Annotated in this window: 17 protein-coding genes and 1 pseudogene; 7 read left to right on the top strand and 11 right to left on the bottom strand. The window is 66.2% G+C overall.

The features are described from left to right. Nucleotides 1-37: 37 nt before the first annotated feature. Nucleotides 38-1,165 carry an LLM class flavin-dependent oxidoreductase gene (locus RSO01_RS29010; protein ID WP_147154054.1) on the bottom strand — a complete coding sequence of 376 codons (1,128 nt, stop codon included), beginning with the start codon at nt 1,163-1,165 and terminating at the stop codon, nt 38-40. A 92-nt stretch (nt 1,166-1,257) separates the two neighbouring features. Here RSO01_RS29010 and RSO01_RS29015 point away from each other — a divergent pair, with 92 nt between their 5' ends. From RSO01_RS29015 to RSO01_RS29035, 5 genes are all read left to right on the top strand, one after another. Continuing rightward, a complete protein-coding gene (locus RSO01_RS29015) occupies nt 1,258-1,875 on the top strand; it encodes a LolA family protein (RefSeq protein ID WP_170303437.1) in 618 nt (205 codons plus the stop codon). 53 nt (nt 1,876-1,928) lie between these two features. Further along, entirely contained in the window at nt 1,929-2,468 is a 540-nt protein-coding gene (locus tag RSO01_RS29020) for a GNAT family N-acetyltransferase (RefSeq protein ID WP_147154056.1), read from the top strand. Between the two features lie 96 nt (nt 2,469-2,564). Further along, a complete protein-coding gene (locus tag RSO01_RS29025; protein WP_147154057.1) occupies nt 2,565-3,206 on the top strand; it encodes a hypothetical protein in 642 nt (213 codons plus the stop codon). A gap of 133 nt (nt 3,207-3,339) precedes the next feature. Continuing rightward, a complete protein-coding gene (locus tag RSO01_RS29030; protein WP_147154058.1) occupies nt 3,340-4,875 on the top strand; it encodes a class I adenylate-forming enzyme family protein in 1,536 nt (511 codons plus the stop codon). A gap of 2 nt (nt 4,876-4,877) precedes the next feature. Next, nucleotides 4,878-5,819: a DMT family transporter gene (locus RSO01_RS29035; protein WP_170303438.1), complete on the top strand. Its 942-nt coding sequence runs from the start codon at nt 4,878-4,880 to the stop codon at nt 5,817-5,819. Nucleotides 5,820-5,823: 4 nt separating this feature from the next. On the opposite strand, the gene RSO01_RS29040 is transcribed toward RSO01_RS29035, so the two are convergent. Both RSO01_RS29040 and RSO01_RS29045 read right to left on the bottom strand, forming a co-directional pair. Then, nucleotides 5,824-6,708, bottom strand: a complete 885-nt coding sequence (locus RSO01_RS29040) for a cation diffusion facilitator family transporter (protein ID WP_147154090.1) — start codon at nt 6,706-6,708, stop codon at nt 5,824-5,826. A gap of 60 nt (nt 6,709-6,768) precedes the next feature. After that, nucleotides 6,769-7,125, bottom strand: coding sequence for a YkvA family protein (locus RSO01_RS29045; protein WP_147154060.1), 357 nt, complete (start codon nt 7,123-7,125; stop codon nt 6,769-6,771). A gap of 82 nt (nt 7,126-7,207) precedes the next feature. Here RSO01_RS29045 and RSO01_RS29050 point away from each other — a divergent pair, with 82 nt between their 5' ends. Together RSO01_RS29050 and RSO01_RS29055 are read left to right on the top strand one after the other, a co-directional pair. Then, entirely contained in the window at nt 7,208-7,969 is a 762-nt protein-coding gene (locus tag RSO01_RS29050; RefSeq protein ID WP_147154061.1) for an SDR family NAD(P)-dependent oxidoreductase, read from the top strand. Nucleotides 7,970-7,973: 4 nt separating this feature from the next. Beyond that, on the top strand, nt 7,974-8,330 hold the full coding sequence (locus RSO01_RS29055) for a hypothetical protein (RefSeq protein WP_147154062.1): 357 nt from the start codon (nt 7,974-7,976) through the stop codon (nt 8,328-8,330). Between the two features lie 2 nt (nt 8,331-8,332). Here the strand turns inward: RSO01_RS29055 and RSO01_RS29060 are convergent, their stop codons facing one another. The 8 genes and pseudogenes from RSO01_RS29060 to RSO01_RS29090 form a co-directional block, all read right to left on the bottom strand. Continuing rightward, nucleotides 8,333-8,866, bottom strand: coding sequence for a hypothetical protein (locus tag RSO01_RS29060; protein WP_147154063.1), 534 nt, complete (start codon nt 8,864-8,866; stop codon nt 8,333-8,335). Between the two features lie 193 nt (nt 8,867-9,059). Continuing rightward, nucleotides 9,060-9,704, bottom strand: a complete 645-nt coding sequence (locus RSO01_RS29065; RefSeq protein WP_246158895.1) for a hypothetical protein — start codon at nt 9,702-9,704, stop codon at nt 9,060-9,062. Nucleotides 9,705-9,715: 11 nt separating this feature from the next. Continuing rightward, nucleotides 9,716-9,922, bottom strand: coding sequence for a hypothetical protein (locus tag RSO01_RS49975; RefSeq protein ID WP_147154064.1), 207 nt, complete (start codon nt 9,920-9,922; stop codon nt 9,716-9,718). 10 nt (nt 9,923-9,932) lie between these two features. Then, a pseudogene (locus RSO01_RS29075) lies at nt 9,933-10,748 on the bottom strand (ornithine cyclodeaminase family protein); the annotation flags it as partial. Continuing rightward, complete coding sequence (locus RSO01_RS49075) at nt 10,708-11,010, bottom strand: glutathione S-transferase family protein (RefSeq protein ID WP_246158896.1); 303 nt, start codon at nt 11,008-11,010, stop codon at nt 10,708-10,710. The pseudogene RSO01_RS29075 and the gene RSO01_RS49075, both read right to left, overlap by 41 nt. Next, nucleotides 11,001-11,396, bottom strand: coding sequence for a glutathione S-transferase family protein (locus RSO01_RS49080; protein ID WP_246158897.1), 396 nt, complete (start codon nt 11,394-11,396; stop codon nt 11,001-11,003). The genes RSO01_RS49075 and RSO01_RS49080 overlap by 10 nt, the downstream gene beginning before the upstream one ends. 8 nt (nt 11,397-11,404) lie before the next feature. Then, complete coding sequence (locus RSO01_RS29085) at nt 11,405-12,328, bottom strand: YncE family protein (RefSeq protein ID WP_147154066.1); 924 nt, start codon at nt 12,326-12,328, stop codon at nt 11,405-11,407. 5 nt (nt 12,329-12,333) lie between these two features. After that, nucleotides 12,334-13,713, bottom strand: a complete 1,380-nt coding sequence (locus tag RSO01_RS29090; RefSeq protein WP_147154067.1) for an MATE family efflux transporter — start codon at nt 13,711-13,713, stop codon at nt 12,334-12,336. Between the last annotated feature and the right edge of the window lie 7 nt (nt 13,714-13,720).

A 13,720-nucleotide genomic window follows, 5' to 3' on the forward strand; every position in this document is an offset into this window, starting at 1 on the left:
CTGAACCTAGCCAACGGCGCCGGCTAAGGAAAGCGCTTCACTCCGCAGCGACGGCGTAGCGCAGGTCGGGCAGCGGCTGCGAGCGGTCGATCGCTGCGCCGGCGTCGAACTTCTTCAGTTCGGGCATCACGGTCCGGGCGAACAGGCGCATGTTGCGCGCCGCCTCCTCGTGCGGCATGCCGGCGTAGGAGAACACCCCGACGAAGCCCGAATTGTTGGTCTGCCTGTGGATGGTCATGATCTTCTCATGGACCTGTTCGGGCGTGCCGTAGACCTGCAGGTCGGCAAAGAACTCGATCGCTTTCTGGTCGCCGTAGACAGCGAGCTTCTCGTTCATCTTGGCGTAGTACTCGTAGCCGCGCTGGTTCTTCATGTGGGCGCCGGCGAACTGGTAGTGGTCGAGCACGGTGCGGTAATAGCCGCCGATGTACTTCATCGCCATCTCGCGCGCCCGTTCGGCGCTGGGATCGATGAAGATCCAGCCGGCCGAGATCGGCTGGGGTGCCGCCGTGCCGTTGATCTCGCGATAGAGCGCGTTGTACTCGGTCAATTCCTTCTCGACCTCGCGCCACGGCTTCTGCGGGATGATCAGCAGGCCGACGCCCAGTTTCGCCATGATGCGCGCGCTCTCGGGGCTGACGGCCGCGGCATAGGTGCGCCCGCGGAAGCTCTTGAAGGGGGCGGGGCGGATCGCGGTGCGCGGCTGGCGGTAGTGCTTGCCGTCATATTCCATGACGCCGCTTTCCAGGCCCTTGAGCAGCGCCTCGCCGTATTCAACGAACAATTCGCGGCTGTCGCCCATGTCGAGGCGGAAGCCGTCGAATTCGACTTTCCCGGCACCGCGTCCGAGACCCAGGATCATGCGGCCGCCGGACAGGTGATCGAGCATGGAGATCTGCTCGGCGGCCCGCATGGGATCGTGCCACGGCAGCACCACCACCATAGAGCCGAGCCTGACGTTGCGCGTGCGGCCGGCCATGTAGGACAGGAACTGCACGACGTCAGGGCACATCGTGTAGTCGGTGAAATGGTGCTCGACCGACCAGATCGAATCGAAGCCGAGCGGCTCGGCCATGTCGGCCAGGGCGAGCTCATTGAGGTAGATCTGGTGATCGCTCAGCGCCCGGCCAGTGTTCTGGAAGACGGCGGCCATTCCGACGTGCATGAGGTTCCTCCGGTATTTTGTCTCATGCTAAACAGTGGTTTACCTCGGCGGAAGTGCTTGATTCCGCCGTATTCGGAGAACATATGCCCGGCATGCGTACCTTTCTCGCTGTCCTGTCCGCTGCCTCTCTGTCCATGCTTGCGGTATTGCCGGCACAAGCCCAGCAGGAACCGCAGCAATTGGCCCAGCAAGGGGCGATCGGCGTGCCGCAGATCGAACAATATTTCAATTCGATCCGTTCGCTGAAAGCGCGCTTCGTGCAGAGCAATCCCAACGGCTCCGTGGTGCAGGGCAACCTCTATGTCCGTCGCCCCGGCCGCATGCGCTTCGAGTACGACGCGCCCTCGCAGCTCAAGATCGTCGCCGACGGCTATCAGGTGACGATGTGGGACAATGCTACGCGCGACTTCGGCCAGTGGCCGATCGGCTGGACCGCCGCCTCGTTCCTGGTCAAGGATCCGCTGTCGCTGTCAGGTGACCTCGCGGTCGAGAAGCTCGAACGGGTCAACGGCCTGCTGGAAGCGACCATGAGCCAGACGCGCCGGCCACAGGAAGGCAAGGTGATCGTCCGTCTCAGCGAGAATCCGCTGCAGCTGCGCGGCTGGACGATCATCGACAACCGCGGCAACCGCGTCACCGTCTCGCTGTCGGACATGCAGACCGGCCTGCAATTGGCCGATTCGCTGTTCAAGAACGAAAGCGGTCGCTGACGGCCTGCTCGCGCTATAACCCCCGCATGAAAAGCGTGTGGGGACAGAGTTAAATGAGCAACCTGATCGTGCGGGCCTCGACCGAGGCCGATGTGGTGCGCTGCGCCGAGATTTACGCCCATCATGTGCTGCACGGCACGGCCTCCTTCGAGGTCGATCCGCCGGATCTCGCCGAGATGAAGCGCCGCCGCGCTGCCGTGCTCGACATCGGCCTGCCGCACCTGGTGGCCGAGCGCGAGGGCCGCGTCATGGGCTATGCCTATGCCGGCAACTGGCGGCCCCGGCCCGCCTACAAGTTCTCGGTCGAGGATTCGATCTACATCGACAAGGATGCGGTTGGCCAAGGCGTCGGCAAGGCGCTGTTGCCGGCGCTCATCGAGCAATGCACGACGCTCGGCAAGCGCCAGATGGTAGCGGTGATCGGCGATTCGGCTCAGACGCCGTCGATCCGGCTCCACGCCTCATGCGGCTTCGAAATGGTCGGTACGCTGAAGAATATCGGCTTCAAGTTCGGCCGCTGGCTTGATGCGGTCCTTATGCAACGATCGCTTGGCATTGGCGCCAACGAATTGCCGCCCACTCGCTCGGCCTGACGATGCGCCGGCCGCTTCAGCGGCCTACAACCGTGGGGTTATCCCGCGGTGCCTTGTTCTGCTATAGTGGCGTCTCGCCAGTGAGCGGGGGACTCCATGCAGCGATCACACGCGTTCACGGTTACCGTCCTGACGTTGGTTGGACTTGTCGCGGCCGCATGTACGACGCCGCTGAGCGTCGTCAATGTCGCCGCGCCCAACGTCAATTGCGTCTTCGATCCGGCCTGCCGCCTGACCGTCACCGATACCGTCGCCAACCTGCCGCCATCGGCGGGTTACACGGGCACCGCGGTGCTGCAGTCGCGGACCGCAGGTCCCGCGCCGGCCGGCGTTCCAGGTGCCGGCAACGTTGCCTACCTCTACCGCGTCGACCTGACCGGTGCGGCGCCGGCGAGCGACCAGATGTGCGTCTCCTCGCTCTCCGTCAATTTCGGGACGGTGACCAAGCTGCCCTACGCCGGCCCGGGCACGACGCCGGCCGACGTGTTCGTGATTACCACCGGCGGGCTGGGCTCGGTGGGAGTGCGCTCGGCGGAGAAGACCGGCAACACCGTCACGCTGCGCTTCTCGCTGGCGTCCTTTCCCGCTCCAGGCGATCCCTATCCGCCGGTTTGCCCAGGGAAGACGAGCTATTTCGTCGGGCTTGCATCGCCCACTGCCCCCGTGCCGTCGACGACGACGGTTCAGATGGGCGTCTACGGTCCGCAAAGCGTGGCTGGCCGCGCGCCGTTGCCGTAGCTGATTGCGGCCTCCTGGTGGCACAGCGCCAGGGATCGGCAATTCGAGGAGTTTGGCGCGGCTCCCGACCGTGGCACGATAGGGTCACAGTCTAGGAAGGAAGCGTGCTTCTGAAATTCTGCAAGGCGGCGCCATGCGCCTGATCGACTATTTCGACAGGGGCGCCGACCTCCATGCCGATCGGCACTGTCTGCACGATGGGACCCGCGGATGGACCTATCGCGAGGTGAGGGCACAGAGTCACCGTGTGGCCAACGGCTTGCTCGCGGCGGGGCTCGGTCGCGGCTCCAAGGCCGCCGTCTACAGCCCCAACCATGCGGCCGCCTATGCCTGCCTGCTGGGCATCGTGCGCGCCGGCGTGACGTGGGCGCCGGTCAATGCGCGCAATGCGTTGGAGGAGAACCTCTATATCCTCGGCAATACTGACGTCGAATTCCTGTTCTACCATTCGAGCGTCGAGGCTTCGCTGGCGCGCATTCGCGAGGCCTGTCCCAAGATCGGGAACTTTGTCTGCCTCGACCTGCCGTCGTTCGACGGCTGGCTGGCGCAACAGAAGGAAACGGCGCCCGACCTGCCGGACGATCCCGATGGCGTCGCCTTCCTGGCGAGCTCGGGCGGCACGACCGGCCGGCCCAAGGGCGTGCAGATCACCAACCGCAACATCGAGACCATGAACTCGATCTTCTGGGCGTGCATGCCGGTCACCTCGCCGCCGGTCCATCTGATGGTGGCGCCGATGACCCATGCGGCGGGGGTCTGCTCCTTCCCGCTGCTGCCCTATGGCGGCACCAACATCTTCATGGGCACGGCCGATCCCGGCGCCATCCTGGCCGCCATCGAGAAGCACAAGGTCACGCATATCTACATGCCGCCGACCTTGATCTACATGCTTCTCGCCCATCCCAACGTGGCCAACTACGACTACAGCTCGCTGCAGCATCTAGTCTATGCCGCGGCGCCGATGTCGGTCGACAAGCTCGAGGAGGCGATAAAGGTGTTTGGGCCGGTGCTGACCCAGACCTACGGCCAGGCCGAGGCCTGCATGATCTGCACCTTCTTCTCGCCCGCCGACCATGTCGCCGCACTGGAGAGCAACAAGCGCCATCGCCTGGCGAGCTGCGGGCGAGCCTCGCCGTTGATGCGTCTGGAAGTGATGGATGACGAAGGCCGCGTCCTGCCGCGCGGCCAGCGCGGCGAGATCGTGGTGCGCGGCGGCCTGGTCATGCTGGGCTACTACAACAACGAGGCGGCGACGCGCGAGGCCTCGACTTTCGGTTGGCACCATACCGGGGATATCGGCGTTATCGACGACGACGGCTTCGTCTACATCGTCGATCGCAAGAAGGACATGATCATCTCCGGCGGCTTCAACGTCTTCCCGAGCGAGGTCGAGCAGGTGCTGTGGAGCCATCCCGCGGTGCAGGACTGCGCGGTGATCGGCGTGCCCGATGACAAGTGGGGCGAGGCGGTGAAGGCCGTGGTCGAGCTGAAGCCCGGCGCCGCCGCCACCGCCGACGAGCTGATCCATCTCGCCAAGGACAAGCTGGGCGGCGTCAAAGCGCCCAAGTCGGTCGATTTCATCGCGGCCCTGCCGCGCAGCCCGGTCGGCAAGGTGCTGAAGAAGACCTTGCGCGAGCCCTACTGGGTTGGCCGCGACCGCAAGATCTAGCCGTGAGGGGCTTACACGATTGGCTGCGACGCCTGCCGGCCAATGTGCAGGGTGCGCTGTGGCTGGTCGCCGGCGGCTTCATCTTCACCTCGACCAGCGCGATGATCCGCCTGCTGTCGACGCAGATCGAGAGCGTGCAGACGGCGTTCTTCCGCGCCGTCATCTCGGTGATCCTGCTGCTGCCCATGATCGCGGCCGGCCGCGTCAGGCCATGGCAGTCCAAGCGCATCAAGGGCCACTTCTGGCGCACCCTGATGGGCACCACCTCGATGGTGCTGGGCTTCTATGCCGTGTCGTTGCTGCCGCTGGCCGACGCCACGGCGATCGCCTTCTCGCAGCCGCTGTTCTCGGTGGTGGTGGCTGCAGTGATCGCCGGCGAGAAGGTGCGCTGGCGGCGCTGGAGCGCCACCATCGTGGGCTTCGTGGGCGTGCTGGTGATGGTCCGGCCGGGCGAGGGCAGCCTGCAGCTCGGCGCTCTGGTGGCGCTCGCCAACGCCGGCACGGTGGCGCTGTCGATCCTGCTGGTGAAGCGCCTGTCCGATTCCGAGACGCCGCTGATGATCCTGACGCAGTTCGCGATCTTCTCGACGATCCTGTTGGCGCCGCCCGCAATCTGGGTGTGGCGCTGGCCCGATCTCTGGGGCTGGGTGCTGGCGGTCGGCATCGCCCTGTCGGCCACGATCGGCCAGTACTTCTGGGTGCAGGCCTTCAAGGCCGGCGAGATGTCGGCCGTGGCGCCGTTCGAATACCTGCGGCTGCCCTTCGCGGTGTTCGTGGGCTGGCTGATCTGGGGCGAGATGCCGATTATCTGGACCTATGTCGGCGCCGCCATCGTCATCGCCTCGGCGCTCTACATCGCCCATCGCGAGGCCCAGCTCGCGCGCGAGCGCAAGCAGGCGGCGCTGGCGACGGTCAATCCACCGGAGAAGAAGCCCACTCCCTGAGGAGTCAGACGATCGCCGACGCCTGCTTGGCCTCGTGCTCCGGTTCGACGTGGATCATGACGACAGCGCCGTCAAACGCCTTCTGAAGAGCGGCTTCCAGGCGGTCGCAAATCTCGTGCGACTGCTCGACGCTCATGCTGCCGGGCACGACGAGGTGGAAGTCGATGAAGATGGTCCTGCCGGCATGGCGCGTGCGGAGGTCGTGGATCTCGATTGCTTCTCCGGCATCGCGTGAGATCACCTCGCGAATGCGCGCGAGCTCCTCGGCCGGAACGCTTTCATCGAGCAGTCCGCTCGCATTCTCGCGAATGACGTCCCACCCGCTTCGCAACACGTGCAGCGCCACCAACACGGCGATTGCAGCATCCAAGACGTCGATGCCTGTCAGCACCGCGACCGCGACGCCGACAACGACGCCAAGCGAGGTGATCACGTCGGCGAGCAGGTGCTTGCCGTCTGCGACCAGCGCAGCAGAGCGATGCTTGCGGCCCTGCCGGAGCAGCACACGGCTCCAGACGGCGTTGATGACGGTCGCCATCGCGTTCACGGCGACGCCGGTCCAGGGCGCGTCGATCGGCTTGGGTGCCAGGACCGCGCCATAGGCCTCCCAAAGGATTGCCAGCCCTGCGACAACGATCAAGGTGCCGACCATGACGGCCGAGAGGTACTCGGCCTTGTCGTGGCCGTAAGGATGTTCTGCGTCGGGTGGACGGGCAGCGCTCCGGATGGCCACGATGGCAGCTGCCGCCGTGAGAACGTTGATGATGCTTTCCATGGCGTCCGAGTAGAGCGCGACGCTGCCGGTCAGCAGGTAAGCGCCAAACTTGATCGCCAGCACGGCAATGCTCACGGCGAGGCTGCCCGCCGCGATTCGAAGAGACACGGGTATGGACGACCGCTGCTCTGTACCTCGGTTCATCGCGCCCCCAAAGTGACAGGGTCGCCGCCGTCAATCCACAGGAGGAGAAGCCTCGGCCTTGCAGAGCCAGGCGCGCGCCTTGTCGCGATGCGCCGCGGTGATGTGCATGCGCGCTGCGGTGAACGCCGCGACCATGATCGCGGCATCGTCGGTGAAGCCGAGGCCGAGCAGGACGTCCGGGATGGCATCGAATGGCATGATGAAATAGGCGAGCGCGCCGAACAGGGTGGCGCGGATCGGCAGCGGCGTCGCGGAATCCGTGGCGCAGTAGAAGGCAGCGACCGCGTCCTCGGTGAAGGGCACCTTGCCCAGGGTCGAACGGGCCTTTTCCCAAAAGCCCTGGCGGACGCGCGTCTCGTCGGCCGCAAGCCGGTCGGTCGTGCTCATACCGTGAAAGTTGGCAGTGTCGGCCGTCTTGGCAAGGGGGCGCGAGCCGCTTAATAAATCGCCCGGACACGGAGGGATTTGAATGAACGTCAAGGGGCAGGCTGCCATCGTCACCGGCGGCGCATCAGGACTGGGCGGCGCCACGGCCTCGGCACTGGCCGCGGCCGGGGCCAAGGTCGCGATCTTCGATCTGCAGGACGAGCTCGGCGCCGCCAAGGCCAAGGAAATCGGCGGCCTTTACGTGAAGACCAACGTCGCCGATGCGGCCAATACCGAGGCCTCGGTCAAGACCGTGGTCGAGAAGCTCGGCGCCCCGCGCGTCGTGGTGAACTGCGCCGGCATCGGCCGCGCCGCCCGCACCATCTCGAAGTCCGGCCCGCACGACCTTCAGATGTTCGCCCAGGTGATCCAGGTCAACCTGATCGGCACCTTCAACGTCATCCGGCTCGCCTCATGGGCGATGAGCCAGGCCGAGCCGATGGACGACGGCGAGCGCGGCGTCATCATCAACACCGCCTCGGTGGCGGCGTTCGACGGCCAGATCGGCCAGGCCGCCTATTCGGCCTCCAAGGGCGGCGTCGTCGGCATGACGCTGCCGATCGCGCGCGATCTGTCGAGCATGGGCATCCGCGTCTGCACCATCGCGCCCGGCCTCTTCCTGACGCCGATGATGATGGGCCTGTCGGCCGAGGCGCAGAAGAGCCTGGGCGCCCAGGTGCCGTTCCCGCCGCGGCTGGGCGATCCCAAGGAATACGCCCAGCTCGCCATGAGCATCGTCGAGAACCATATGCTGAACGGCGAGACCATCCGCCTGGATGGCGCCATCCGCATGGCGCCGAGGTAGCGCCATGCGGCTGGCGGAAGTCCTGGCGGCGGCCACGCTGCTGGCGCTGCTGTCGCAGCCGGCGCTGGCGGAGCCGCGTTGGCTTGCCTGCAAGTTCAACGCCGGCGGCAAGGAACAGAGCTTTCATATGGTGTTCGACGACATGCGCGGCACGGCCGCGCTGTTCGACGGCGGAAGCCTGGTCGAGGGCACCAGCACCAGCATCAACTTCCAGTCGCTGCGCACCCGCTTCCCGCAGTTCAACATCACCTACAACAGGAACGACGGCGCCCTGGCGGTTTCGCCGGTCGGCGTCGGCGGCCTCATGAACGGCGAGTGCCGCCGTGCACCGCCGCCGCCCGGCGCGCCGGCGGTGCAGTAGGACTAGAAGCCCAGGTCGGCGTTGCGCTCGCAGCGCAGGTCGGCGACACCGTTCTCCAACGACTGCTGGCCAGGCGTGGTCTGGCCGTTGCAGGTGAAACGGATGCGCAGCACCTTGGGATTGGGGTCCTGATTGCCGAAGATGTAGGCCATCGCCGGCACCTGGCAGCGCGTCGAGTTCTCGCCGCAGATGTCGCGCACCTGCTGGGTGACGTCGGCGGTCGAGCTTGCACCGGCCGAGCCCCAGGTCGCTTCGATGATGGAGATCGTGCGCGGCACGAGCGGCGGCCCGGCGATGCAGTCCATGCGGACCTTGAGGCCGGAGATCGCGACCTCCGACAGCACGAAGCGCTGCGGCTCGCAGGTCCAGATCAGCGTCAGCCGCTTGTTCATGTCGGCCCGCGGGTCGCCGTAGGTGGCGGCGTTGGCGAAGGCATCGCACGGGTAGCCGTTGGGGCAGGTCGAGGTGAGTCGGCCGGTGACGTCGGCACCTAGCCCGTCCTGCGGCAGGCCCCAATAGGCGCGCTTCAAGGACACCGTCGAATTCACCGTCGGGGGCCCGCTGCTGCAGGCTATTGCCGCCACCGCGCACAGGATCGCAAGACAAAGAATACGGCCCAAGTTCATGGCTCCCCCAAATTGCGCGGCCAACCTACCTGTGAGTTGTCCGCGTAGGCAATGCAATTAGTAAGTCAAACGCATCGAAGGGGCAACCAAGGCGGCACCGGCCTCACGGCTTCGTCTCGTAGGTGAAGTCGTCGAAGGCCGTGACGCTGTCCGCCTTGGTCCACACGCCGACCGCGCCGGGGCCGGCGATGTGGCTGTCGTTCAGCTCGATGTAGCTATTGCCGTCGAGCATTACGCGGATCTGCGTGCCGGTGAATTCCACGCGCAGCGTGTGCCAGGCATTCGCTGCGACCGGCGCGTCGACGTACTTGATCGTCTGCCGCCGGCCGCGCTCGGTGTAGTAGAGCGAGACGTTGTTCTCGAGCGCATTGGCGCGTGCGACGTAGGAGTTGTCGCCGTCCTTCCAGCGCCATACCACGCCGCCGGCCTGGTCCTCGCGACCGGCGATCGCCTTGAACTTCACCTCGACGATGCCATCGGCCAGCGCCGTGCCCTGCTTGACGCACCATGGGAACGGAGCCTTGCCCGATTGCTTCAGCACGTACCGGCCGCTCGCGGCTTCGGCGTCGGCGGCGACCGTCCATTTCGGCGTCCCGCCGCCGGTGCTGCCGCAGGTCCAGCCGGCGGGCGGCCCGCCGGCGCGGCTGTCTTCGAAGGTGATGGTCTCGGCGTGCGCTGCGGCGGCGGGCACCATCAGCGCGGCCGAGGTCATGGCGAGGATAGAGTGTCTGGGAGGGTGGCGCGCCATGACTGCCTCCTTCAGTTGACGACCAGTCGTGTGCCGATATCAGTTGCGCAGGCACGCCGATAGATCTCAGCGGCAGCGGCGACGTCCTGCAATCCCATGCCAGTGCTGTCGAAAAGCGTGATGGCCTCGGCGCTGCCACGTCCAGCCCGCCGGCCCGTCAGGACTTCGCCCAGCGTAGCGTGCACGTGGCCGCGCTCGACCACTCCGGCAGCGAGCATGGTGCAGGTCGCCAATCTCGGCTGCCTGCTCAATCGAATCAACAACCACCAGACTTGCCGCGTAAAGGCGCGGATCGATCTCCTGCTTGTCGGAGTTGTCGGCGCCAACTGCAGCAATGAAGGTGCCCGGGCGCACCAGCTCGGGGGTCAGGAATGCCTGCCGGGCCGACGTGCAGGTGACGATGACGTCGCTCTCCAGCGTCGTCGCGAGCTTCTCACTCGCATGCACATCGATCTGCAATTCGCGGCTGAGCTGGTGGGCCAATCGCACGGCGGCCTCAGGGCGGATATCCCAGATGCTCAGTCGCTCGAGCTTGAACGCCGCCGTGACGGCGCGCGCCTGGATGCGGCCCTGCACGCCTGCGCCGCAGATGGTTGCGATCTTCGCCTCGGGCCGCGCCAGATGATGAGCCGCCAGCGTCGTGGCTGCGCCGGTGCGATTGATCGTGACCTCGATGGAATCCATCACCGCCAGCGGCCGGCCGTTGCGGGCATCGGCCAGGTAGATGACGCCTTGCACGGTTGGCAGGCCGTTGCCGCCGGGGTTGCCGGGAAAGTTGCCGTTGAGCTTGATCGCGACCGCCCCGGCATCGCCCAGCAGGGCCGCGCCCTTGGCGTGGAACGAACCCTCCGGCACATGGATCGCGGCAGCGGGCGGGACCACGGCCTGGCCGTCCATGGCGGCACGGAACGCCGCCTCGACCGCATCGACGTAGCCGGCATAGTCCATCAGCCGCGCTACGTCGGCGCGCGACAGGATCAGCAGGCCTTCGTTGGCTGCCACGTCAGTACCGTGGCCGGTGCGAGGTGACCCAGGCGCGGGCATGCTCGACCGGCCTGCCGATGTGCGGCGCCACCATCGACCTGACTTCAATGACGCTGGGCAGCGCCTCCATGCGCGCCTTCCAAGCCGCAATTCGCGGTATGCTGGCCATCATGTCGTGTCCCTCGCCGGTCAGGCTGAGCGTGGTCATGGTCGGCAAGTCGGCCAAGGTCGGAAGGTCGGTGACCAGGAATTCCCGGCCATGCGCCAGCTCCCGTTCCATCACGTCGAGCGACGTCGCGATCCTGGGAAGCGCTACCGACACGATCTTCTCATCGGGCGCGATACCGAGTGCAGATAAATCAGCCGCTCATGGCCGAGATGGAAGGCGATGTTGGGATAATAGTAGCCATTGAGCGCGCTCACCCATTGATTCATGCGCGCCCGTTCCCGAGCACTGGCTGGCTGCAGGGCGGGGCCCGTGAAGGCTTCGTCGACATAGGCCGCGATCGCCGAAGTCTCGTAGATTCTGAAACCGTCGTGCTCGAGTATGGGCACGCGGCCGAATGGATGAAGTGCGAGATGGTTCGGACCGCCCATCTCGGGCTCGAGATCCTGGAATTCGAACGGCACGCCTTTGTGCGCAAGCACGAGCCGGACGACGTTGACGTACGTGCTTACCGGAAACCCGTAGACGGTGACATCGGGCATGATGGACCTCATAGGACGCTAAAGATCGCGGCACGATGGGTTTGCGGCAGGAACGCGATGAGGATATCGCCCGTCGGCGGGAAAGCGGTGGTGTGCGCGCCCTTCTCGGTGGCGACGCTGCCAAGGCTCTTCATCGTTGTGGTGTCGAATACGTCGACCACACCGGGATCGCCGACCGCGACGTAGAGGTGGCGACGTTTGGGATTGAACCACACGACGTCCGGCACCCCCGAGAGCTTGCCTTGGTTGAGCACTTTCCCCGTCCCGGCATCGAGCGTGACCAGCACGCCCGCATCGCAGGCGCAGAACAGGCGACGCGTTGCTGGATCGAAATCGAGGCCGTGCGCGCCGCCAGCCGGGATCGGCAGAATGCGCGCGACCCGGTCTGGCTGACCGGCGTCGACGACGACGATCTGCGAGGGCTCCATGATGTTGACGTAGAAGGCTTGGGCGTCGGCGTCGAACACCGTCCAGCGGGTGCGGCCCGGCACCTCGATCGCCGAACGCAAGGCGCGCGCATCGAGATCGACCATGGAGAGCGTGTAGGAATGCGGCACCGACGGGTCGCCGACGTTGGCAGCAAGCACCAGGCGCCGTCTGGCATCGTACGCGAGGCCATTGGGTCGTTCGCCGACGGCGATCTTGGTCACTTCCGGACCGGTCCCGGGTGCGAAGACGCCGATCGTGTTCTCACCTCGATTGGAGGTGAAGACCAGCTGGCTCTCATCGCTCACCAACGCGCCCGCCACGGCGGTGAGGCCGGGGATCGAATAGAGGTGCTTGCACGTCGCCGGATCGAACACGTCGATGGCGTCGTTGGCAGTGTGCGCGACATAGACATGGCCGGTGGCTGCGTGGACGGCGGCATGGTCGAAGCCGCCGTTGCCCTTGTGTGCGGGCAATTCGACGTGACCGGTGAGCTGTAGAGGCATGGCGTTCACCCCAGCTTGGCGAAAAAGCGGAAGGCCCCGATCAGCACGCCGCCCATCGTCACCAGGCCCAGAGCGGTGACGACGGCGATCCCGACGAGGCCAGTCTGCAGGATCTCGACGGCAATCCAGCCACCCAACACCACGACCGCGAGACGGCTGCCCATGGCGACGAGTGGCCATTGCGGCTGGCGCGTCGACTGGAAGGCCGAGTTGAGCAGGGTGCCGGCGACGAACGGATAGGCGAGCCCGACGATCGCGAGATAGAGCGCGCCGTCGGCAAGGATCTGCAGATCGTGGCTGAACAGGCCCATCCAGAGGCCTGGTCCGACAATGGCGACCAGGCTCACGCACGCCATGGCGCCGGCCGACAACGCCAACCCAATCCACGCGATGCGCGCGGCACGTCCGAACTGCTTGGCGCCGATACTGCTGCCCATCATGGCAAGCACGGCGGCGCCCATGCTGAAGTTCAGCGGATAGAGCAGGTATTCCAGCCGCACGGCCGCGCCGAAGGCCGCGAGCGACGTGGCGCCGAGCACGCCCGCGTACGTCGTGAGCGCGGCGAGCGCTGCATTGTTCAGCACCGGGGCGAGCGACATCGGCGCGCCGACCTTCAATATCTCCGCGAACAGCCGGCGCTCGAAGCGCACCCTGGTGAAGGAGAGCGTGATCGCCGTGCGGCCCGAGGCCAGGTAGATCGCGAGCGCCGTCGCCGAGGCGAGGAAGGAAATCACCGTGGCGAGGCCCGCGCCGGTGATACCGAGCGCCGGGAAGGGTCCCCAGCCGAAGACCAGCAGCGGCACCAGGGCGATGTGCAGGGCCTCGGCCGCGATGTAGACCCAGGCCAGGATCGCCGCGTGACCCGTGCCGCGCACGATGCTGGTCAGCGCGCCCAGTAGCCAGTAGGCAATCGCGCCGGCGAAGATCACGTTGGAATACTCCAGCGCCGCTGCCAGGACGGGGCCACGCTCGCCCAGCAGGCGATAGAGCTCAGGCCCGCCCAGCAGGAACGCCGCGCTGAACAGGGCGGCCGCGCCGGTGGCGATCACCAGGGCATGGCAGGCGAGGGCGCGTGCTTCTTCTGTGCGGCCCGCACCGAGGGTCCGGGCAACCGAGGCCGCGATGGCGCCGCCCATCGCCATGTTGGCCATCTGCTGCATCAACATCAGGAAGGGAAACACCAGGGCGAGGCCGGCCAGCGCATCCAGCCCGAGGTAGCCGACGAAGTGGGCATCGACGCTCGCCGTCACGGCGATCAGGATGACGTTCACGGCAAGATTCGGCGTCGCGATGCGCAGCATCGTCGGCACGACCGGCCCCTTGAGGAGGAGCCGCGTGCGCGTGGCGACCGCCGGAGCGGCCTGCTTCACCGTGGTGTCGGTCATGACGACC

Origin of the sequence: Reyranella soli (assembly GCF_007992495.1) — a bacterium.
Lineage (GTDB): Bacteria > Pseudomonadota > Alphaproteobacteria > Reyranellales > Reyranellaceae > Reyranella > Reyranella soli.